The 21,912-nt window shown below is 71.2% G+C and carries 19 protein-coding genes and 1 tRNA gene; 12 read left to right on the forward strand and 8 right to left on the reverse strand.

Annotation, left to right across the window (positions count from 1 at the left end; all coding sequences use genetic code 11):
- Window positions 1-185: 185 nt before the first annotated feature.
- The 3 genes from ACIP67_RS25510 to ACIP67_RS25520 all read right to left on the reverse strand — a co-directional run bounded on the left by ACIP67_RS25510 (window position 186) and on the right by ACIP67_RS25520 (window position 5,427).
- The gene (locus ACIP67_RS25510; RefSeq protein ID WP_401694940.1) at window positions 186-1,070 is read right to left on the reverse strand and encodes a cellulose-binding protein; all 885 of its coding nucleotides are present in this window, start codon (window positions 1,068-1,070) and stop codon (window positions 186-188) included.
- A 189-nt stretch (window positions 1,071-1,259) separates the two neighbouring features.
- Entirely contained in the window at window positions 1,260-4,394 is a 3,135-nt protein-coding gene (locus ACIP67_RS25515) for an SUKH-4 family immunity protein (RefSeq protein ID WP_401694942.1), read from the reverse strand.
- A gap of 7 nt (window positions 4,395-4,401) precedes the next feature.
- A complete protein-coding gene (locus ACIP67_RS25520; protein WP_401694944.1) occupies window positions 4,402-5,427 on the reverse strand; it encodes an SMI1/KNR4 family protein in 1,026 nt (341 codons plus the stop codon).
- 309 nt (window positions 5,428-5,736) lie between these two features.
- Here ACIP67_RS25520 and ACIP67_RS25525 point away from each other — a divergent pair, with 309 nt between their 5' ends.
- The gene (locus ACIP67_RS25525; RefSeq protein ID WP_401694946.1) at window positions 5,737-6,252 is read left to right on the forward strand and encodes a YwqJ-related putative deaminase; all 516 of its coding nucleotides are present in this window, start codon (window positions 5,737-5,739) and stop codon (window positions 6,250-6,252) included.
- Window positions 6,253-6,355: 103 nt separating this feature from the next.
- Complete coding sequence (locus ACIP67_RS25530) at window positions 6,356-6,850, forward strand: SUKH-3 domain-containing protein (RefSeq protein ID WP_401694948.1); 495 nt, start codon at window positions 6,356-6,358, stop codon at window positions 6,848-6,850.
- A 25-nt stretch (window positions 6,851-6,875) separates the two neighbouring features.
- On the opposite strand, the gene ACIP67_RS25535 is transcribed toward ACIP67_RS25530, so the two are convergent.
- Complete coding sequence (locus tag ACIP67_RS25535) at window positions 6,876-8,153, reverse strand: sensor histidine kinase (protein WP_401694950.1); 1,278 nt, start codon at window positions 8,151-8,153, stop codon at window positions 6,876-6,878.
- Between the two features lie 166 nt (window positions 8,154-8,319).
- Between ACIP67_RS25535 and ACIP67_RS25540 the strand changes: the two genes are divergently transcribed.
- The 7 genes from ACIP67_RS25540 to ACIP67_RS25570 all read left to right on the forward strand — a co-directional run bounded on the left by ACIP67_RS25540 (window position 8,320) and on the right by ACIP67_RS25570 (window position 14,116).
- Entirely contained in the window at window positions 8,320-9,192 is an 873-nt protein-coding gene (locus tag ACIP67_RS25540; RefSeq protein WP_401694952.1) for a hypothetical protein, read from the forward strand.
- A gap of 10 nt (window positions 9,193-9,202) precedes the next feature.
- Window positions 9,203-9,273 (forward strand) — tRNA-Gln (locus ACIP67_RS25545).
- Window positions 9,274-9,386: 113 nt separating this feature from the next.
- A complete protein-coding gene (gene glmU, locus ACIP67_RS25550) occupies window positions 9,387-10,835 on the forward strand; it encodes a bifunctional UDP-N-acetylglucosamine diphosphorylase/glucosamine-1-phosphate N-acetyltransferase GlmU (protein WP_401694954.1) in 1,449 nt (482 codons plus the stop codon).
- Between the two features lie 133 nt (window positions 10,836-10,968).
- Window positions 10,969-11,943, forward strand: coding sequence for a ribose-phosphate diphosphokinase (locus tag ACIP67_RS25555; protein ID WP_401694956.1), 975 nt, complete (start codon window positions 10,969-10,971; stop codon window positions 11,941-11,943).
- Window positions 11,944-12,188: 245 nt separating this feature from the next.
- Window positions 12,189-12,785 carry a 50S ribosomal protein L25/general stress protein Ctc gene (locus tag ACIP67_RS25560; protein WP_401694958.1) on the forward strand — a complete coding sequence of 199 codons (597 nt, stop codon included), beginning with the start codon at window positions 12,189-12,191 and terminating at the stop codon, window positions 12,783-12,785.
- An 82-nt stretch (window positions 12,786-12,867) separates the two neighbouring features.
- Entirely contained in the window at window positions 12,868-13,470 is a 603-nt protein-coding gene (pth, locus tag ACIP67_RS25565) for an aminoacyl-tRNA hydrolase (RefSeq protein ID WP_401694960.1), read from the forward strand.
- A 58-nt stretch (window positions 13,471-13,528) separates the two neighbouring features.
- Window positions 13,529-14,116 (forward strand): hypothetical protein, encoded by a 588-nt coding sequence (locus ACIP67_RS25570; protein ID WP_401694962.1) that lies wholly within the window; start codon window positions 13,529-13,531, stop codon window positions 14,114-14,116.
- Between the two features lie 105 nt (window positions 14,117-14,221).
- Here the strand turns inward: ACIP67_RS25570 and ppc are convergent, their stop codons facing one another.
- Window positions 14,222-16,951, reverse strand: a complete 2,730-nt coding sequence (gene ppc, locus ACIP67_RS25575; RefSeq protein ID WP_401694964.1) for a phosphoenolpyruvate carboxylase — start codon at window positions 16,949-16,951, stop codon at window positions 14,222-14,224.
- A 291-nt stretch (window positions 16,952-17,242) separates the two neighbouring features.
- Between ppc and ACIP67_RS25580 the strand changes: the two genes are divergently transcribed.
- Both ACIP67_RS25580 and ACIP67_RS25585 read left to right on the forward strand, forming a co-directional pair.
- Window positions 17,243-18,253, forward strand: coding sequence for an acyl-CoA desaturase (locus ACIP67_RS25580; protein ID WP_401694966.1), 1,011 nt, complete (start codon window positions 17,243-17,245; stop codon window positions 18,251-18,253).
- Entirely contained in the window at window positions 18,250-18,927 is a 678-nt protein-coding gene (locus tag ACIP67_RS25585) for a TetR family transcriptional regulator (RefSeq protein WP_385067550.1), read from the forward strand. The genes ACIP67_RS25580 and ACIP67_RS25585 overlap by 4 nt, the downstream gene beginning before the upstream one ends.
- Before the next feature lie 92 nt (window positions 18,928-19,019).
- On the opposite strand, the gene ACIP67_RS25590 is transcribed toward ACIP67_RS25585, so the two are convergent.
- Both ACIP67_RS25590 and ACIP67_RS25595 read right to left on the reverse strand, forming a co-directional pair.
- Window positions 19,020-19,193, reverse strand: a complete 174-nt coding sequence (locus ACIP67_RS25590) for a CsbD family protein (protein WP_352247780.1) — start codon at window positions 19,191-19,193, stop codon at window positions 19,020-19,022.
- Window positions 19,194-19,296: 103 nt separating this feature from the next.
- Window positions 19,297-20,094: a trans-aconitate 2-methyltransferase gene (locus ACIP67_RS25595; protein WP_401694969.1), complete on the reverse strand. Its 798-nt coding sequence runs from the start codon at window positions 20,092-20,094 to the stop codon at window positions 19,297-19,299.
- Window positions 20,095-20,183: 89 nt separating this feature from the next.
- Between ACIP67_RS25595 and ACIP67_RS25600 the strand changes: the two genes are divergently transcribed.
- On the forward strand, window positions 20,184-20,681 hold the full coding sequence (locus tag ACIP67_RS25600; protein ID WP_388752150.1) for a MarR family winged helix-turn-helix transcriptional regulator: 498 nt from the start codon (window positions 20,184-20,186) through the stop codon (window positions 20,679-20,681).
- A gap of 352 nt (window positions 20,682-21,033) precedes the next feature.
- On the opposite strand, the gene ACIP67_RS25605 is transcribed toward ACIP67_RS25600, so the two are convergent.
- Window positions 21,034-21,807: a LuxR C-terminal-related transcriptional regulator gene (locus ACIP67_RS25605; protein WP_389522237.1), complete on the reverse strand. Its 774-nt coding sequence runs from the start codon at window positions 21,805-21,807 to the stop codon at window positions 21,034-21,036.
- Between the last annotated feature and the right edge of the window lie 105 nt (window positions 21,808-21,912).

The following is a 21,912-nucleotide window of genomic DNA, read 5'->3' on the forward strand; positions in this document are numbered from 1 at the left end:
CGGACCAGAGCCAGGAGCCAGGACCCGGGAGCCGAGGGCCGGAACCCGGACCAGAGCCAGGACCGGGAGCCGGGAGCCGAGAGCCGGAACCCGGACCAGAGCCAGGACCGGGAGCCGGGAGCCAGGACCCGGGAGCCGGGAGCCGCCGGGAGCCGGGAGCCGGGAGCCGGGAGGGAACGGCCCGGCTACTCGACCACGCGCCCCGTGAGCGCGCTCAGGTTGTTGCGCACGGAGTCCATGTGCGCCTGCACGTGGTCCCACCGCTCGCCGTGCTCGCGCAGCACCCGTTCCGTCTCGCGCGCGATGCGATCCTTGCGCACACGCGCCTCGGCGAGGATCTCGGCGGCACGCGCGCGTGCCTCCTCCTGGCGCCGCCGGGACGCCTCCTCCGCCTCGGCGAACTCCCGCTCCGCCTCGGCCAGGGCCTCCTCGGCACGGGCCACCGACCGGGCGTGCTGAGCGTCGAAGGCAGCGGCCCGTTCGGCCTCCTCGCGCTCCACCGCCTCCATCCGCTCGGCGTGCGCCATCTTCGGTTCGACGAGCAGACCGGCGGTGCGCTGCCGCACATCGCGCAGCCCCGTGAGCGCCTCGCCGCGGAACTCCTTCACCTTCTTCCGGGCGGCGACCCGGATGCCGTGCGCCTCGGCGCGCGCGGCGATCAGCCGCAGACGCGCCTGCTCCTTGGCCTCCGTGCGCAGCTCCTCCGCCTCCTCCCGCGCCGACCTGCGCACGGCAGCGGCGCGCGCCTCGGCCTGCGCGACCTGCTCTGCGGCTTCACGCCGGGCCTGTTCCCGCACGCCCGACGCCTCCTCCTGCACGAGCTGGAAGAGGCGCCGGGCACGCTCCCCGAGGCTGTCGTACGTCTGCGGCGCGAGCTGCGGCACGGTCTCGCGCAGCCGCTCGACCTCCACCGTCATCTCCTTGACGAGGACGGTGAGCCGGGCGACCCGCTCCCAGGCGGCATCGCGTTCGGCGGAGAGCGCGGCGGTGTACGTGTCGACCTCTTTGGGCCGGTAGCCGCGCCCGAGAACAGTCACGAACCCGGGCGTTGACACTTTGGCGCTGCTCATCCTGTAGCCCCTCTCCACCAAAAAGACGCGAAATGATGATTTCCCGCATATCTTGATGGATCGGGCTTAAGTGTTCATAACGCGACACTCCGGGCGCGGGCTACAGGCAGCGCCGGACACGAAAGGGCCGGGCCCGGTCGTACGACCGGGCCCGGCCCTCCTCCTGCACGCGTCAGCGGGGCGTACGCCTCACAGCAGCCCGTCCCACATCTGCTCCAGCAGCACCGACCACCAGCTCTCCGGCGAACCGAGCGCCGCCGGATCCAGCGCGGCCAACTGGGCCTGGAAGTCGACGGTCCAACGGCCCGCCTGCTCCTGGTTCAGACCGAACCGCAGCCGCCACATCCGCCCGAGCAGCGCGAGGCAGCGCGCGAACTCCGGCAGCCCCGTGTTCACGAACTGCGGCGGCACCGGCGCCCCGCCCGGCCCCGCCTCCACCGGCACGGCGACGATGTTCGCCGTCCCGTACTGCACACAGATCGCCTTGCCGAAGTCACTGCCCATGACGAGGTACGAACCCGCGTCCGACGCCGGCTGCACACCCCGCTCCGCAGCCAGCTCCGCCAGCGTCGGCACCGGCCGTCCCGGCTGGGCCTGCGCCCAGAAGAACGGACCCATGTCCATCGGCAGCCCCGCCACCACCAGCGTGTGCGCCACGACCGGCGGCACCCCCTGCCGGGACACCGCCGCCTGCTCGAACCGGAACACCCCCGGCCCGAACGCCGCCCCCAGCTCCTGCGCCACCGCCTCCGGCGGAATCGGCGGCGCCGGCTGCACCGGCGGCAACGGCGCCCGCACCGGCGCTGGGCGCGCGGGACCGTCGGCCACCTGGTGCAACTCGCCCTGATGGGCCAGCAACTGCTGCATCCCCTGCTGCCGGCTCGCGTGATCCGCCCCGTAGGGGGCGATGCTCGTGATGCGCGCCTGCGGCCACTGCTCCCGGATCATCCGCGCGCAGTACGCCCCCGGCAGCTCGCACGACTCCAGCTCGGTGTGCAGCTCCAGCACCTGGTCCGGCGGCACGTTCATCGCCCGCAGCTCGTGGAAGATCTGCCACTCCGGATGCGGCGTCCCCGGCGCCGAACGCCGGATCAGCTGCTGCTCCGACCCGTCCTGCGCGCGGTAGCGCAGCACGGCCTGGTAACCGGGGCCGACCGTCGGCTGCCCCTGCTGCGGATACCCGTACGCCGGCGGCTGCCCCGGCACCGGCACACCCGGCGGAGGCATCGCGCCGGGCGGAGGCACGGCCCCCGGCGGCGGCATGGCACCCGGAGGCATCGGCTGCGGGGCGCCCGGAGGCATCCCCGGGGCGCCCGGCGCACCCGGAACGCCGGGAGCGTACGGAGCACGCGGCGGCGGGGGCACGCCCGGACCGCCCGACGGGGGCGCGGCCAGCATCGTCTCCGCATGGTGAACGGCACCCCGCGCGCCCCCCGAGGAGCCGGGCCCGCCCGGGGCACCAGGCATACCGGGGGCACCCGCAGCACCCTGGACGCCAGGCGCGTTGGGTCCGCCCGGAGTCCCAGGACCACCCGGAGCGCCAGGTGCGCCAGGTGCACCGGGAGCGCCCGGCGCACCGGGAGCGCCCGGGGGCTGCGCGACCCCGCCCGGACCCATCAGACCGGGATCGGCCAGCATCGTGGCGGCATGGTGGACACCGCCCGGCGGCGTGCCGCCGGGAGCGTTCGGCGGAGCCGGCGGGCCGGACTGTCCGGGCCCACCGGGGGCACCAGGCGGACCGGGCGGGTTGGACCCGCCCGGGACACCCGGGACACCCGGGACACCGGGGGCACCCGGCCCGTCGGGGCCGAGCGCCGACACGAGCTGCGTCGGCACGTAACCGCCCGCCGGAGCACCAGGCACACCGGGCGCACCAGGGCCGGAGGAGGGCGGAGCCGGAGGCGGGGGCGGCGTGGCTCCCGGCCGCGCACCCGGCGCCCCCGGCACTCCCGGCGGAGGCGGCGGGGTCGCCCCACCACCACGCCCACGGCGCGGAGGCGCCGCCTTGCTGGTCGCGGCGTCGGCGATGTCACCCGCGTGCGGCGCGAGCGGCCGCGCCGGAGCACCCGGAGCACCCGGTGCACCCGGAGCACCCGGAGCACCCGGAGCACCCGGAGCACCCGGAGCACCGGGAACCTGCGGCGCACCCGGAGCCTGCGGGTAGCCGTACGACTGCGCACCCGGCGGAGGCGTGCCCTGAGAACCACCCGGAGGCGGAGTCCCGGGACTTCCCGGAGGCGGAGTCGGGGGAACCCCCGGAGGCGGAGTCGGGGGAACCCCCGGAGCACCGGGCGTCTGCGGGTAGCCGTACGACTGCGCACCGGGCGGAGGCGGGGGAGGCGGCGGAGTGCCGCCCGGCGGAGTGCCACCCGGCACACCACCACTCGGCGTACCCGCGCCAGGCACAGGCGGCACAGGAGGCGCGGACGACGCGCCCGGCGCCCCCTGCACACCACCCGGCGCGTTCGGATTGCCGAGCGCCGGTGCCACCGCCGTGGGCGGGAGCTGACTGCCGCCCGAGATCAGCGCCGTCTTGGCGTCGGGCTGGAACGAGGGCGGCGGCACCTCGTCGTCGGAACCGCTCAACGACGGCGCGAAGACCGTCGCGGGAAGGGGAACGGAACGGTCGTCCCCCGCATCGGCGTTGGTGTCCGTACCCGTCCAGGGCGTGGCCCCGACCGGCACGGCGGGCGCCCCCGGAACGGAAGGCACGGACGCACCGCCACCGCCACCGCCACCGCCACCGGCACCCGAACCGACACCAGCCCCCGAGCCCGAGCCCACCCCGGCACCGGCACCAGCCCCCGAGCCCACCCCGCCACCGGCACCAGCCCCCGCATCACCAGGCACCCCGGCCTGAGTCTGAGGCAGCGCCGGATCAGACGTCACGGACCCACCAGCTCCACCAGCCCCCTGTCCCTGCCCCTGCCCCTGCTCCCGCTCCCCGATCCCCAGCCGGTCCGCCGCCTCCTGCAACCACTCCGGCGGCGACAACAGGAACGACGTCTGATTCAGGTCCACCCGAGCCGCCGGCGCCGGCACCGCATCGGCGACCTCACCCTCCGGGCGCCCGTACTCCTCCTCGTACCGCCGGATCACCTCACCCACCGGCAGCGACGGCCACAACGAGACCTCCCCGCTGTCCCGGGCGAGCACCAACCGCTGCCCGCCCCCGTCCGACCGCGGCCCGTCCGCACGGTCCTCGGCCCACACCACGAACCCGAGCCCGAACTCCCGCACCCGCACCTCACGATGCTGGTACGCCGGAACGTCCCCGTTGACCCACTCTTCCCCGCGCTCCTGCGCCTGCGCGAACGTCACCATCGCCGAATCACTCCCCCGCGCCCACGGACGACACCGGCACGACCCGCGCGAACCCACCGTCCACCATCAGGTTCGCCACCGTCTCCAACTCCGGCGGCCGACCCGCCAGACGCGACAGGAACACGTCGAAATCCTCACCGCACGGCAACAACAACCGCTCCACCCGCTCCGCCGGCGACCACGCCGGATCCACGTCCCGCGCGTCGTCGTACGCACAGAACCACACCGAACCGACCCGCTCGCCCTTCACCTTCACGGCCAGCAGACCACCCTGCACGAACCCGACCCCCAGATAGTCCTTCGTCAGGTGATCGCGCAGGCACTTGTTCACGTACACCAGGTCATTGACCGCCGCCTCGTCCCGCACCGTGAAGAACGGCTGGTCCACCAGCAGCCCCAACTCCGCGTCCAGCGCCACCCCCACCGGCGCACACCCACCCGCCGCCTTCAGGAACGACCGGTACGCACCCGGCAGCCGGTACCCCAGATCCTCCTCGACCCCCTGCACCTGCGACTCCGACACCGCCACACCCGACTTCGGCAGCCCGAAATGCGCCGGACGCGTCTCCTGCAACGGACGCGTCCCCCGCTTCCCCTGATCCACCACCGCCGTCGCGACACCACCGTGATGCCGCAACAACGCCTTCACCTCGACCGGCACCAGCTCAAGACGCCGCGAACCCACCACGTGATGCCACGTCCAGCCGTGCGGCGTCGCCACACTCGCCACCGTGTCCCACAACTCGTGCCCCGACGCCGCCAGCGCCGCGTTCGCCGACACGTAGTCCGTCAGCCGCAACTCATCGACCCCGAACCCCTCCGGAGGCTCCGCGATCTCCGCCGCCGCCCGCGCGTACGAGGAGAAGTCGGGGTAACCCCGCTCATCGACCCGTACCCCCCTCGGGTGACGCGAGGCCCGCACCGGATCCGGGAAATGCACGACCTGCCCGGCATAAGCCGCGTTCGGCGGCACGGCGTGTCCCCCGGCCTGGCGGCTGGGCGGTGCCCCCAGCCCGAGCCGACCTGTCGTCATCGCGGTTGCCCCCTGCGGCACTCGGTACGGACCACAGCGCCCGGTCCCGCTTCCGGTACCGGCCACCGCATCCCGTATGCGGCTGTCTCCAACGGTCTCCCCGCGCGTCAACCGCGCGCTGGGCGGTGCCGACAGCCTATGCGGTACGACGACACCGGTCACCGGCCCTCCACTTCCGTGACCAGCCGTCACCCCGCCGTGACAGCCCGCCCCCGCACGGGCGTGTCGCACCGCCCCAGCTTCCACACCGCCCACGCCATTTGGCACCCTGTGTCCTCCGGGGGGATGCAAGGGAGGGGAAAGACGATCATGAACGCCACGCAAACGGGACCGCACACCAGCCACTCCGGTGACCCCCGCATCGGCTGGAGCCACGACGAGACTCCCCACGCCCCCACCCTCCGCCACCGCCGCGACGGCATACTCCCCGCCATCGCCGCCGCCCTCTCCGTCCGCGGCGCCACCCTCACCGGCACCGCCGCCCGAGGCGACCACCCCCCGGCACTCCACCCCCTCGTCCAGGACTTCCTCGACACCCTCACCAGCAACCAACGCGACCGCTTCACCGGCCGCTGCGCCGAGGCACTCCTCATCTCCCGCCACATCACCGCCGCCGACTCCGCCCGCAGCAGACGCGCGGCCCGCAGACCCATGACCAACGGCGAAGCCCGCAAAACACTCAAACACGCCAAACTCACCGCCCGACGCATCCGCGAGGACGGCGACCCCCTCCACGGCAGCTTCGCCACCCCCTGCCGCGCCTGCACCGCCCTCAGCGCCCACTTCGGCGTCCGCATCGTCGACCCCACCGCAACCGACGCCTGACCCCCACCCCACACCCCCCACACCCCCCACACACACCCACATCACGGCGGCCCCCACGACCCCGACCCCGACCCCAACCCCGACCCCGACCCACGACAGGCTGATGCACCCCGACCGCACCTCCACCACCCGCTTCCCCGTACCCGTCGACGCAGCCCTCCGCGCCGCCGGCTGGCAACCCGGACGCTGGGACATCAAACAAGCCGAGATCTGGGCCGACACCCTCCGCGACCACACCTCCCCCGCCGGCCACCGCCACGCCGTCTTCCCCGCCGCCGTCGAAGCCTGGGCCGAATTCGGCGGCCTCCACATCACCCCCACCGGCCCCGGCCGCCAGCTCGCCCCCGTCAACCTCGACCTCGACCCCCTCCACGGCCTCCACCTCGCCCGCACCCTCGGCGACCTCGGCCGCGCCCTCCACACCGACGTCAGCCCCCTCGGCGCCGAAACCGACAGCCAAGCCCTCCTCGCCATCGACGCCCAAGGCCGCGTCTACGCCCTCGACCACACCGGCGACTGGTACCTCGGCCCCGACATCGACCAAGCCCTCGGCACCCTCGTCTCCGGCATCGAACCCGTCCGCCTCACCGCCGGCTGACCACCCCACCCCCCACCCCACCGCTCTACGCCGCCGGAATCACCGCCGACACCCGAAAACCCCCCGCCTCCGTCGGCCCCGACACAAACACCCCACCCAACCCCACCACCCGCTCCCTCATCCCCACCAACCCGTTCCCCCCCGACGGCAACCCCGCCGACGACGCCGACCCCACCTCCGACGGCGGCTCGTTCTCCACCTGCATCGCGATCTCCGCCACCCGATGCGCCAACCGCACATGCGTCTTCGCCCCCGCCGCATGCTTGTGCACATTCGTCAACGCCTCCTGCACCACCCGGAACGCCGTCTGCTCCACCTCCGGCGCATACGCCCGCACCTCACCCTCCACCGACAACTCCACCACCATCCCCGCAGCCGCCGACTGCCCCACCAACTCCTCCAACTCCGACAGACACGGCCCCTCACCCTCCTCCCCACCCCGCGACACCACCGGCGCCACCACCGCCACCACCCGCCGCGCCCCCTCACCGCTGCGCAACACCCCCAACATCTCCCGCAACTCCGTCAACGCCTGCCGCCCCATGTCCCCCACCAACGCGGCGTTGCGCACCGCCTTCTCCGGATCCTTCCGCGCCACCGCCTGCAACGCCGCCGCATGCACCACCATCAGGCTCACCCGGTGCGCCACCACGTCATGCATCTCCCGAGCGATCCGCGTCCGCTCCTCACTCCGCGCCCACTCGGCCCGCTCCTCCGCCCGCTCGGCCAACAGCTGCAACTCCCGCTCCAGACTGTCCGCCCGCTCCCGCAGACTCTCCATCAACCGCCGCCGCGCCCCCACGTACAACCCCAGCAGCACCGGCGGCGCCGTCAGCCCCAACGACGTCGTGATCGAGGCGAACGGCACGAACCAGTCCCCCAGATCCAGATCCCCCCGCACCATGTCCTGCCGCACCCGCACCAACGTCACGATCAACGTCCCCACCAGCTGCATCCCCGCCAGCGACCCGATGATCCGCCGCGGCAGCTCCGACGCGGCCAGCGTGTACAGCCCCACGATCCCCATCAGGAAGCCCATCTGGGCAGGGGTGATCGCGATCGACACCAGCACCACCGCGACGGGCCACTGCCGGCGCACCAGCAACACGGACCCCGTGAGCAGCCCGAAGACCACCCCCGCCGCCACCGGGATCCCCGCGTCCCGCGCGAACGGAATCCCCTCCACCGCACACTCCGCGGCCGACACCGCCGCCAGCCCGCAGTCGAACACCGCACTGCGCCGCCTGGCCCACCACCACGGCCCTCCCCGAGCCGCCGCGCCCTCTTCCCCCGTCGTGGTCATGCCCCCAGCCTACGGGCGCCGGCCCCGGCTTTTCCGGCGACTTTCCCCGACCCGCCCACACCACACCCCACAACCGAACAACCCCGAAACCCACCGGTATCCCTCGAACAGCTGAACCACGACCGTTCGACCCCGGAACCCCTCATTCCGCCCGGACGCTATGCCCATGGCACATCCCACAGGCAAGTACGCGGACGTCGAAGGGTTACGGGAGCGGGCGGTCGCCCTGCGACGGGCGGGCTACAGCCTTCGGCAGATCCGCGACGAGCTCAAGATCTTCAACAACGACATCCTCAACCAACTGGTGAAGGGGGAGCCGCCACCGGAGTGGACGAAGCGACCGCGCGCAAAGGACGACCTTCGCGCCAAGGCCAGGGAACTGCGCATCCAGGGCTGGACCTACGACCAGATCGAGGCCGAGCTGGGGTGCTCCAGGAGTTCGGTGTCACTGTGGGTGCGGGACCTGCCGCGCCCTGAGCGCCGACGCAGCCGCGACGAGGCGGCGGCGATCGCCAGAAAGGGATGGGAGGCGAAGCTCCGCGTCCGCGACGAGGAACGACAGCGAACCAAGACTGGGGCCGCCGCCAGGATCGGCGCGCTGTCCGACCGGGAGCTGTTCCTCTTGGGCGTCGGTTTGTACTGGGCCGAGGGCAGCAAGGACAAGCCGTACGAACGGCGCGAGGTCGTCACGTTCGTCAACAGCGACCCGGGCATGATCGAGGTCTTTTTGGCCTGGCTGGATCTCCTGGGAGTGGAGCGGGACCGGCTGCGCTTCACCGTCATGATTCACGAGAACGCGGATGTTCCGGCCGCCGAGCGGTACTGGGCCGACCTGGTCGGCGCCGACCGCACAGCGTTCAACAAGACGACACTCAAGAAGCACAACCCCAAGACAGTTCGGAAGAACACCGGAGACTCCTACCGAGGCTGCCTGGTCATCAAAGTCCTGAGAGGAGCCGACTTGTACCGTCGCATTGAGGGCTCCTGGTACGGCATAGTGGTGTCCGTGCGTGAAGCCGATCAACGAAATCGGACATAGCGCGCAATCTTCCCGGATCGTCTAAAGGTAGGACAAACGGTTTTGGTCCGTTGAATGAGGGTTCGAGTCCTTCTCCGGGAGCCCTAGCGCAAGTGGGCCCTGACAGCAACGTCAGGGCCCACTCACATGTCCCCCAAGAAACGCCCCGGTATCCTTCGGATGTCTCCACCCCTACACAGCCGAAGGGCAACTCCGTGAGCGCCATTCGCCCGGCAGCCGTCGTCGTTCTCGCAGCGGGTGAGGGCACCCGCATGAAGTCGGCCACACCGAAGGTCCTGCACGAGATCTGTGGCCGCAGCCTCGTGGGTCATGTGATGGCGGCCGCCCGTGAGTTGAAGCCGGAGAACCTGGTCGTCGTGGTCGGGCACGCGCGGGAGCAGGTCACCGAGCACCTGACCGGGATCGACCCGCAGGTGCGGACCGCGATCCAGGCGGAGCAGCACGGTACCGGGCACGCCGTCCGGATGGGGCTGGAGCAGCTCGGTGGGGGTGTCGAGGGGACGGTCGTGGTCGTCTGCGGTGACACTCCGTTGCTGACGGGTGCGACGCTGGCGGAGCTGGCGGCGACGCACGAGGCGGACGGTAATGCCGTGACGGTGCTGACGGCGGAGGTGCCGGATGCGACGGGGTACGGCCGGATCGTGCGGGACGAGGTGTCCGGTGCGGTGACCGCGATCGTGGAGCACAAGGACGCGACGCCGGCGCAGCGGGCGGTCCGTGAGATCAATTCGGGTGTGTTCGCGTTCGACGGTGTGCTGCTGGCGGAGGCGTTGAAGCAGGTGCGGACGGACAACAGTCAGGGTGAGGAGTATCTGACGGACGTGTTGTCGATCCTGCGTGAGGCGGGTCATCGGGTGGGTGCGTCGTTGGCGGGTGATCATCGTGAGATCGCGGGGATCAACAACCGGGTGCAGTTGGCGGAGGCGCGGCGGATCCTCAATGACCGTCTGTTGACGGCTGCGATGTTGGCCGGTGTGACGGTGGTGGATCCGGCGTCGACGTGGGTTGATGTGACGGTGACGTTCGAGCAGGACGCGGTGGTGCATCCGGGGACGCAGTTGTTGGGGTCGACGCATGTCGGTGAGGGTGCCGAGGTGGGTCCGAACAGCCGGCTGAGGGACACGTCGGTGGGTGCGGGGGCGCGGGTGGACAACACGGTGGCCGATGGTGCGCGGGTGGGGGCGCAGGCGTCGGTGGGTCCGTATGCGTATCTGCGTCCGGGGACGCGTCTGGGGTCGAAGGCGAAGGTGGGGACGTACGTCGAGACGAAGAACGCGTCGATCGGGGAGGGGACGAAGGTTCCGCACCTGTCGTACGTCGGGGACGCGACGATCGGTGAGTACACGAACATCGGTGCGGCGAGTGTGTTCGTGAATTATGACGGGCAGGACAAGCACCACACGACGGTGGGGTCGCACTGTCGTACGGGTTCGGACAACATGTTTGTGGCTCCTGTCACGGTCGGGGATGGTGCGTACACCGCTGCGGGGTCCGTGATCACGAAGGATGTGCCGGCCGGTTCGCTGGCTGTGGCCCGTGGTCAGCAGCGGAATATCGAGGGTTGGGTGGCGCGTAAGCGTCCGGGCAGTGCGGCGGCGAAGGCGGCCGAGGCGGTGTCCGGGCAGGGTGGTGGCGAGGAGTGAGGGGAAACGGTCACGCCGATCTCGGCGTACCGTGATAGGTGCAACCCGCACCCCACCAGCCGAGACGGCCGCGTCGCGCCCAGTGGCGAGGTCTCTCGGCAGCCGGCTGAGAAACCTCTGAGGAGACTGTGCTGTGACCGGGATCAAGACGACCGGCGAGAAGAAGTTGATGTTCTTCTCCGGCCGCGCCCACCCCGAGCTTGCCGAGGAGGTCGCCCACCAGCTGGGTGTCGGGGTCGTCCCGACGAAGGCCTTCGATTTCGCCAATGGTGAGATCTATGTTCGTTATCAGGAGTCCGCTCGTGGTGCGGACTGTTTCCTGATCCAGAGCCACACGGCTCCGATCAACAAGTGGATCATGGAACAGTTGATCATGATCGACGCTCTGAAGCGTGCGTCGGCGCGTTCGATCACGGTGATCGTGCCGTTCTACGGTTATGCGCGGCAGGACAAGAAGCACCGTGGTCGTGAGCCGATCTCGGCACGTCTGATCGCGGACATGATGAAGACGGCGGGTGCGGACCGGATCCTCACCGTCGATCTGCACACGGACCAGATCCAGGGCTTCTTCGACGGTCCGGTGGATCACCTGTTCGCGCTGCCGCTGCTGGCGGACTACGTGGGCAGCAAGGTGGACAAGACCAAGCTGACGGTGGTCTCGCCGGACGCCGGCCGTGTGCGGGTGGCGGACCGCTGGTGCGACCGTCTGGGGGCGCCGCTGGCGATCGTGCACAAGCGGCGTGACAAGGACGTGGCGAACCAGGTGACGGTCCACGAGGTCGTGGGCGAGGTCGAGGGTCGTGTGTGTGTCCTGGTGGACGACATGATCGACACGGGTGGCACGATCTGTGCGGCCGCGGACGCGTTGTTCGCGCACGGTGCGGAGGACGTGATCGTGACGGCGACGCACGGTGTGCTGTCGGGTCCGGCGGCCGATCGTCTGAAGAACTCGAAGGTGAGTGAGTTCGTGTTCACGAACACGCTGCCGACGCCGGGTGAGCTGGAGCTGGACAAGATCACGGTGCTGTCGATCGCGCCGACGATCGCGAGTGCGGTGCGTGAGGTGTTCGAGGACGGTTCGGTGACGAGCCTGTTCGACGAGCAGTGAGCTGACGAGCAGCGAGCTGCCGAACGCTGCGCATGATCGATTCTGCTGACGGTTCCCGCTGATCGATGGATCGATTTCTCTGCGGCCTTCCGCGCCGAGTAGACTGTTCCAGTTGCTCGGCGAGGGAGGCCGTACGTCGTCTTCGGACGGTGGTACGGCGGTCCGTTATCGACGCGCTCTTCGTAGCAGGCCGTTCGTGGCCGGGTGACCACGTCCGTTCCCGAGTTCTACGAGGAGTGATCCATATGTCCGAGGTGAAGATCGCCGCCGAGACGCGCACCGAGTTCGGCAAGGGTGCCGCGCGCCGCGTCCGCCGCGACAACAAGGTCCCGGGTGTTCTGTACGGTCACGGCTCCGAGCCGCTGCACCTGACCCTGCCGGGCCACGACCTGCTGCTGGCGCTGCGTACGCCGAACGTCCTGATCTCCCTGGACATCGACGGCAAGTCCAACGAGCTGGCGATCCCGAAGGCCGTGCAGCGCGACCCGCTGAAGGGCTTCCTGGAGCACGTCGACCTGCTGCTGGTCAAGCGGGGCGAGAAGGTCACGGTCGAGATCCCGGTCCAGACCGAGGGTGAGCTGGCCGCGGGCGGCAACCTGCTCGAGCACGTGCTGAACGCGCTGCCGGTCGAGGCCGAGGCCACGCACATCCCGGAGGCGGTCACCGTGTCCGTGGAGGGGCTGGCGGCCGGTGCCTCGGTCCACGCCAAGGACATCGCGCTGCCGAACGGCGTGACGCTGGCGGTCGACGAGGACGCGGTCGTTCTCCAGGTGCTGGCCGCGCAGGCCGAGGAGGCCACGGAGGGCGAGGCGGCCGAGGGCGCCGAGGTCGCCGAGGCCTGATCCGCACCTTCGTCGTTCTTTCGTCAGCCGCTGTTCCCGTGCGTCGTGTACGGGGGCAGCGGCTGGCGCGTATCAAGGAGGCATGGACGTGACGAGCGACCCCAACGCCCCCTGGCTGATCGTGGGGCTGGGCAATCCGGGGCCGGAGTACGCGATGAACCGGCACAACGTGGGGTTCATGGTGGCCGATCTGCTGGCCGAGCGGGTCGGGGGGAGGTTCAAGCGGGCGAGCAAGGCGCAGGCGCAGGTCGTCGAGGGGCGGATCGGTCCGCCGGGGCCGGCGAACCGGCGGGTGGTCCTGGCGAAGCCGATGTCGTACATGAATCTCTCCGGTGGTCCGGTGAACGCGCTGCGGGACTTCTACAAGGTGCCGGTGGCGAACGTGGTGGCGGTCCATGACGAGCTGGACATCGACTACGGGACGCTGCGGCTGAAGCTGGGGGGCGGGGACAACGGGCACAACGGGCTGAAGTCGATGACGAAGGCGTTCGGTGCGGACTATCACCGGGTGCGGTTCGGGATCGGGCGGCCGCCGGGGCGGATGCAGGTGGCGGACTTCGTGCTGAAGGACTTCGCGTCGGCGGAGCGCAAGGAGCTGGACTGGTTCGTGGACCGGGCGGCGGACGCGGTGGAGTGTCTGGTGATCGAGGGGTTGGAGCGGGCGCAGGGCACGTACAACTCCTGAGGCCGGTTCGTACGGTGGAGGTTGACGGGCCGTTCAGGCATGGCCAATGATCCTCGCCATGCCTGTCACAGCCGCATCGTCCCGTCGGGCGCGGTCGCACCGGGGGTCGTCGCCCAAGGGCCGGGCGCCGTCCCGTAAGGGCCGGGGGCCGGCCCGTCCGGCGTCCCGTCCGGTCTCCCGTCCGGCTTCGCTCGTCGCGCTGCGGTTCGGCCGGCTGGCGGCGATGGGCGCGGTCGCCGTGCTCATCCTGGTCGCGGGGGTGTGGGGGTCGTGGGGGACGGCGCAGCACGTGATGCTGACGAAGGGGCGGGAGCAGGGCACGATCGTGGTGGCCCGGTGCGGTGAGGAGTCGTGTTCGGGGCCGTACACGCCGTTGTCGGCGGGGTCGACGGCGCGGGCGCGGGTGGTGATCGAGAAGTCGGTGGCCGTGCGGAAGGGCCGGACGTACACGGTGGTGGTCAAGCCGGACAGTGACGAGGTGGTGCGGTCGGGTCCGGCGGGGGTGCTGTACGCGTGGGTGCCGCTGGGGGGTGCGCTGCTGCTGGCGTCGGTGGTGGTGGCGGGCGGGCTGGGGCGTTCGCGGGTGGGGTGGGTGCTGGCGGGGTCGGGGGTGGCGTTGTTGTCGGCGGCGTTCCTGGCGGTCTGAGCGCGCGGGGGCGTGGGTGTCCCGGGGTGTGGGGGTGCGGGTACGGCGAAGGGCGCCTCCGGGGTCGTACGGCCTCGGGGGCGCCCTTCGTGCGGGTGGTGCGGGTCAGCCGGTGTTGCGCAGGCCGGCGGCGACGCCGTTGACGGTGAGGAGGAGGGCGCGGGCGAGGAGGGGGTCGGGTTCCTCGCCGGCGGCCGCGGCGTCGCGCTGGCGCTTGAGCAGGGCGACCTGGAGGTAGGAGATGGGGTCCAGGTAGGCGTCGCGGATGGCGAAGGTCTGCTGGAGGACGGGCTGGGCGTCCAGCAGTTCCCGTTCGCCGGTGATCTTCATGACCTCGGCGACGGTGAGCTCGTGTTCGGCCTCGATGGTGTCGAAGACGTGCTTGAGCTCGTCGGGGACGAGGGTGTCGACGTAGTGGCGGGCGATGCGCAGGTCGGTCTTGGCGAGGGTCATCTCGACGTTGGAGATGAAGTTGCGGAAGAAGTGCCACTGTTCGTGCATCTCGTCGAGCACGGTGTCCAGGCCCGCCTCGCGCAGGGCCTTGAGGCCGGAGCCGACGCCGAACCAGCCGGGGACGATCTGGCGGGACTGGGTCCAGCCGAACACCCACGGGATGGCGCGCAGGCCGTCGAGCGAGACGCCGGAGCCGGGGCGGCGGGAGGGCCGGGAGCCCAGGTGCAGGTCGGCGAGCTGGTCCACCGGCGTCGACGCGAGGAAGTACGTCGGCAGGTCCGGGTCCTCGACGAGCCTGCGGTAGGCGGCGTGGGCGGCGTCGCTGGCGACGTCCATGGCGGCGTCCCAGCGGGCGAGGGCTTCGTCGGACTGGCGGGGGGCGGTGTGCAGGGCGGAGGCCTGGAGGGTGGCCGCGACGGTCAGTTCCAGGTTTTCCCTGGCCAGGGACGGGATGAGGTACTTGTCGGAGATGACCTCGCCCTGTTCGGTGACCTTGATCTCGCCTTCGAGGGTGCCCCAGGGCTGGGCGAGGATGGCGTCGTGGGAGGGGCCGCCGCCGCGGCCGACGGTGCCGCCGCGGCCGTGGAAGAGGCGGAGGCGGACGCCGTAGCGGTGGGCGACGTCGCGCAGGCGGCGCTGGGCGCGGTGGATCTCCCACTGGCTGGTGGTGATGCCGCCGAACTTGGAGGAGTCGGAGTAGCCGAGCATGACCTCCTGGACGTCGCCGCGCAGCGCCACCAGGCGGCGGTACGACGGGTCGGAGAGCATGTCCTCCAGGATGGTGTCGGCGGCCTTGAGTTCGTCGGTGGTCTCCAGCAGCGGGACGATGCCGATCTTGGCCCAGCCGGCGTGCAGGTCGACCAGGCCGGCCTCGCGGGCGAGGACGGCGGCGGCGAAGACGTCGTCGGCGCCCTGGCACATGGAGATGATGTAGGACTCGATGACCTCGGGTCCGAAGACCTCCAGGGCGCGCTTGACGGTGAGGAAGACGCCGAGGGTCTTCTCGCCGGCGGCGTCGACGGGGGCCGGGGTGCCGGCCAGCGGCCGTCGTGAGCGCAGTTCCTTGGCGAGGAGCTTGGTGCGGTATTCGCGGGGCATGTCCGCGTACCGCCAGGATTCCTCGCCGAGGCGGTCGAAGAGCTGGCCGAGGGCGTGGTGGTGGGCGTCGGCGTGTTCGCGGACGTCCATGGTGGCGAGCTGGAGGCCGAAGGCGGCGAGGGTGCGGATGGTGCGGTTCATGCGGCCGTCGGCGAAGAGGGCGCCGCGGTGCTCGCGCAGGGAGCTCTGGACGAGGGTGAGGTCCGCCAGGAGTTCGCTGGTGCCGAGGTAGTCGTGGCCGGGCTCGTGGGGGGTGCCGGTGGCGAGGCGCTGCTTGGTGTTCTCGAGCTTCTGCCGGATGCAGGTGGCCTTGAGGCGGTAGGGCTCTTCGGCGTTGAGTCGCTTGTAGCGGGGGCTGATCTCGGGCAGGCGTTCGAGGTCGGCCTTCAGTGACTCCAGGAGTTCCTCCGTCGCGCCGGTGTAGCGGATGGAGTTGGAGAGGAAGCCGCGGAGTTCGTCGATCATCTCCAGGGCGTCGTTGATGCCGTGTTCGTGCTGGAGGATGAGGACGTCCCAGGTGACCTGGGGGGTGACGTTGGGGTTGCCGTCGCGGTCGCCGCCGATCCAGGTGCCGAACGTCAGCGGGCGGGTGTCGTCCGGGAGGGTGACGCCGACGCGTTCGAGTTCGGCGGTGAGGTCCTCCAGGACGTCGCCGACGGCGCCCGCGTGGAGTTCGTCGAGGTAGTAGATGGCGTTGCGGGCCTCGTCGGCGGGTTCGGGGCGGACGACGCGCAGTTCGTCGGTCTGCCAGACGAGGTCGATGTTCTCGGCCAGCCGGGTGTCGTGGCGGCGGCGGTCGGACTCGATGACCGGGGTCTCCAGGAGCGCGGCGATGCGCCGGAGCTTGTTGAGCACCGACCGGCGGGCGGCCTCGGTGGGGTGGGCCGTGAAGACGGGGCGGACGTTGAGGTGGCGGACCGTCTCGCGGATGTGCTCGGGGTCGGCGTCCTTGAGGCGGTCGGCGGTGCGGGCGAGCAGGCCGCCCTCGGCGGCGCGCTTGGCGCGCAGTTCGCGGCCGCGGTGGACCTGCTCGGTGACGTTGGCCAGGTGGAAGTAGGTGGAGAAGGCGCGGACCAGCTTGGCCGCGGTCTCCAGTTCGGTGCCGCGCAGCAGCTCGGCGGCGGCCTCGCCGTCCTCTCGGGTGAGGCGGCGGACCTTCTCTACCAGCTCGAGGAGCTCTGGGCCCTCCTGCCGGACGAGGGTCTCACCGAGGAGGTCACCCAGTCGGCGGATGTCGGCGCGCAGCTCGGTGCTGGTCGTCGTCTGGTCGTCGGCACTGCTCACAGGTGCGGCTCCTTGCAGTGTTGAAGCTCGTCCGGGAGGGAACCCGTCAGGCCGGACCGGGCGGTGCTGCCGCTTACGGTCCGGGCATCGGGGAAGTAAGTCAGAGCGGACCGCGCTGTCCGACCGTCTCCAAGGATAGGTGTCCGTGCGGACGCGCAGGCTGGCGGGCTCTTGCCGCCGGGTTGCGCACTGCGATACTTACGATGCCGTAGGTTACGGAACCGTAGGAAGTTCGGCGCGGTTGCCGTCTCGGCTTCTGCCTCACCGTCCACGACTCCACAGGGGACGCGCATGACCACAAGCTCCGACGTGATCGAAGACCCTTCCACGACGCCCGGCGGCTCCTCCGCGCTCTCCGCCACGCTGGGTGGCGAGCAGAAGCGTTCGATCGAGCAGATCACGCTGCTGCTCTTCATCACCGTCCCGTTCCTGGCCCTGCTGGCGGCGGTGCCGCTGGCGTGGGGGTGGGGGGTGAGCTGGCTGGACCTCGGTCTGCTGGTCTTCTTCTACTTCCTTGGATGCCACGGCATCACGATCGGCTTCCACCGGTATTTCACGCACGGCTCCTTCAAGGCCAGGCGGCCCCTGCGGATCGCGTTGGCGATCATGGGATCGATGGCGGTGGAGGGTCCGGTGGTGCGGTGGGTGGCCGACCACCGCAAGCACCACAGGTTCTCCGACGCGGAGGGCGACCCGCATTCGCCGTGGCGGTTCGGGGAGACGGTGCCGGCGCTGATGAAGGGCCTGTGGTGGGCGCACATCGGCTGGATGTTCGACGAGGAGCAGACGCCGCAGGACAAGTACGCGCCGGATCTGATCAAGGACGGGGCGATCCGGGCGATCTCCCGCCAGTTCGTGCTGTGGACGGCGGTGTCGCTCTCGCTGCCGGCGCTGATCGGCGGGCTGGTGACGATGTCCTGGTGGGGCGCGTTCACCGGGTTCTTCTGGGGCTCGCTGGTGCGGGTGGCGCTGCTGCATCACGTGACGTGGTCGATCAACTCGATCTGTCACGCGGTGGGCAAGCGGCCGTTCAGGTCGCGCGACCGGTCGGGCAACGTGTGGTGGCTGGCGGTCCTGTCGTGCGGTGAGTCCTGGCACAACCTGCACCACGCCGATCCGACGTCGGCGCGGCACGGGGTGGAGCGCTGGCAGCTGGACTCGTCGGCGCGGTTCATCCGCTGGTTCGAGGCGCTCGGCTGGGCCTACGACGTGCGCTGGCCGTCACGCTCGCGTATCGATTCCCGCCGGAACACGGGCGGGGGCGGCTCCCGGCGCCGGAAGGTGACCGCCGACGCGGCATGATGGACGCCGTGGCGACCGACTCCAGCAGTACCCCGAGCAATGAGAAGCCGCGGCGAGCGCGTCGCACCCGGATGACCGGTGCCGAGCGCCGCCAGCAGCTGCTGGAGATCGGTCGCACCCTCTTCGCGGCGAAGGGTTTCGAGGGCACGTCGGTGGAGGAGATCGCGGCGAAGGCCGGGGTGTCCAAGCCGGTGGTGTACGAGCACTTCGGCGGCAAGGAGGGCCTGTACGCGGTGGTCGTGGACCGCGAGATGCGGCGGCTGCTGGACATGGTGACCGGCTCCCTGACCGCCGGGCACCCGCGTGAGCTGTGCGAGCAGGCCGCCTTCGCGCTCCTGGACTACATCGAGGAGTACACGGACGGTTTCCGCATCCTGGTCCGGGACTCCCCGATCCCCCAGTCCACGGGTTCCTTCGCCTCGCTCATCTCGGACATCGCCACACAGGTGGAGGACATCCTGGGGCGCGAGTTCAAGAGCCGCGGCTTCGACCCGAAGCTGGCGCCGCTGTACGCGCAGGCGCTGGTGGGGATGGTGGCCCTGACCGGCCAGTGGTGGCTGGACGTGCGCCGTCCGAAGAAGGCGGAGGTCGCGGCGCACCTGGTGAACCTGGCGTGGCACGGGCTGGACGGCCTGGAGCAGAAGCCTCGGCTGATAGGGCATCGCAAGAGCTGACCCGCGGGAGCTGACACGTGTGAGGGGCCCCGTCCGCTGGACGGGGCCCCTCGCGCATGCGTGCACCCTGTGTGGGTCGCGGTCGCCGCGGATCAGCGCTTGAAGACGTCCTTCGCCTTCTCCTTGGACTGGCGGGCGTCGCCCTTCGCCTGCTCGGCGCGGCCCTCGGCCTCCATCCGCTCGTTGCCCACGGCACGGCCGACCGTTTCCTTGGCCTTGCCCTTGGCCTGCTCCATCTTCGCCTTGGACTTCTGCTCGCCTGCCACTGTCCATCACTCCCAGTCAGGTCTGCGGTCTGTCTCATCACTGCGGGTGACCCGTGGGCCGGGGTTCAAACACCGGGCGGAGACATGGAGGGCGGAGAGGGGGTCATACCGCCTTGCGGGCGACGGCGAACAGGCGGCGGAAGGGCAGGACCGTGCCGTAGGGGTGGCGGGGGTAGGCCGTGCGCAGCAGGTCGCGGTAGTCGGTGACGAAGGCGTCGCGGGCGTCGGGGTCGTCGGCGAGGGCGTCGAGGGCGGGGCGCAGGCCGGTGCCCTTGACCCAGTCGAGGACGGGGTCCTCGCCGGTCAGGACGTGGTGGTACGTCGTCGTCCAGACGTCGGTGGCGCAGCCGAGGCGGGCGAGCCGGTCGAGGTAGACGCCGGGGGCGTGGACGGAGTCCACGGGGCGCAGGGCGTGGCCGACGCGGGCTTTCCAGCGGGGGGAGTCGCCGAGTTCACGCATGAGGGCGTGCAGGGGCGCGTCGAGGTTGTGGGGGACCTGGAAGGCGAAGGTGCCGCCGGGGGCGATGCCGTCGAGCCAGGTGGGGAAGGCGTCGAGGTGGCCGGGGACCCACTGGAGGGCCGCGTTGGAGACGATCAGGTCGTACGTCTCGGACGGTGTCCAGGTGGTGAGGTCGGCGTGCGCGAAGTCGAGGCGTGCGCCCGCGTGGGTCCGGGCGCGGTCGAGCATGCGGGGGGAGTTGTCGTAGCCGGTGACGCGGGCGGTGGACCAGCGGTCGGCGAGGACGGCGGTGAGGTGACCGGGGCCGCAGCCGAGGTCGGCGATGCGGGGCGGGTCGCCGGGCAGGTCGGGGACGTGGGCGAGGAGGTCGGTGAAGGGGCGGGCGCGGTGGCCGGCGTGGCGCAGGTACTGGGCGGGGTCCCAGGAGGGGTTGGGGGTCATGTCCGTCACTTTCCCCCACCAGTTAGCTTGATATCAAGATACTCGACACCAAGAGACTTCATGTCGACACAACCACTACACTGATCGTCATGGAGGACGAGGTCGATCGGCTGGTCGCAGCGTGGCGCCGGGAGCGCCCGGACCTCGACGTGGAGCCGCTGGAAGTGCTCAGCCGGGTGAGCAGGCTGGCCCGGCATCTGGACCGGGCACGCCGTCTGGCGTTCTCCGAGCACCAGTTGGAGCCGTGGGAGTTCGACGTGCTGACGGCCCTCCGCCGGGCGGGGGAGCCGTATCAGCTGTCGCCGGGGCAGTTGCTGACCCAGACGCTGGTCACGTCGGGCACGATGACGAACCGCATCGACCGCCTGGCGAAGAAGGGCCTGGTCGAGCGGCTGCCCGATCCGAGCGACCGGCGCGGTGTGCTGGTGCGCCTCACGGACGACGGCAAGGACCGCGCCGACCAGGCGCTGGCCGGGCTCCTCGACCAGGAGCGGGCGATCCTGGCCGAGCTGTCCCACGCCCAGCGCGGCGAACTGGCCGGGCTGCTGCGCCAGCTGACCGCCCCGTTCGACAACATCCCCGGCTGAAGGTCCGGCGCACGCACTGAGGAACCGGCGCACGGACTGAGGGCCTGGCGCACGGGCTGAGGAACCGGCGCACGGCTGAGGGCCTGACGCACGGGCTGAGGAACCGGCGCACGGCTGAGGGCCTGACGCACGGGCTGAGGAACCGGCGCACGGCTGAGGGCCTGACGCACGGATCACGGCCGGAGACGGGCCCCGGGGACCGCGTGAGATGACCGGAGACCGACCCGGCGGCTCACGCGAGATGACCGGAGAAAGTTCCTGTGGTCCTGCGGCTGTGGCGAGGTGAGCGGGGACGGGCCGACGGCTGTTCGTGAGGTGACCGGGGACCGACCCGGCGGCTCCTGCGAGCCGATCAGGCGCTGTTGGTCTCCTCCTGCCGGATGCGCCCGGCCGGTCCCAGGTCCACGGGACCGACTCCCGCCCGGCGGGCGAGGGCGACGGCGGCCAGGGTGGAGTGCACGCCCAGTTTGCCGAGGACGTTCTGCATGTGGGTGCGGACGGTGTGCGGGGAGAGGAACAGCCGCTCGGCGACGGCCTTCCGTCCCAGGCCCGCGACCATGCAGCGCAGCACCTCCCGCTCGCGCGGGGTGAGGGACTCCACGAGCCGCTCGCTCTCGGTGCGGTGCTTGCGGGCGGCGGTCAGCTCCTTGAGCACGCCCGTGAGCAGGGCGGGCGGCAGGTGCGTCTCCTCGCGCAGCACCCCGCGGATGACGGTGAGCAGCCGCGACAGCGAGCAGTCCTTCGCGACCCAGCCGGACGCCCCGGCCTGTAGGGCGAGGGCGGCGCGGCGCGGGTCGTCCTTCTCGGCGAGGACGACGACCCGGACGTGCGGCTGGGCGCCGCGGACCCCCGCCACGAGCGTGATCCCGTCGACGAGCCCGTCCTCCCCCACCTCCTGCACGGGCACCGCGGACCGTACGCCCGGCAGGTGGCCGCCCAGATCGGCATCGACGAGCAGCACGTCGTAGCGGCGTCCCTCGGCGGCCGCGCGCTCCAGGCTGCGCAGGGCCGCCGGGCCGCTGCCGGCCGCGGAGACGTCGACGTCGGGCTCGGCGGCCAGGGCGGCGGCGAGCGACTCGGCGAAGATACGGTGGTCGTCGACGACCAGAACACGGATGCGAACCACGAAACCCCCTTCCCCAGGCTCCTTCACGGAGCAGGGGATACCCCAGGTCCGGAGAACGACGACCGGCGCGGGCACGACGCCCGCGGGGTGGTGCGATGGCACGGC

The organism is Streptomyces sp. NPDC088812 (genome assembly GCF_044750285.1).
In the GTDB taxonomy this organism is placed as follows: domain Bacteria; phylum Actinomycetota; class Actinomycetes; order Streptomycetales; family Streptomycetaceae; genus Streptomyces.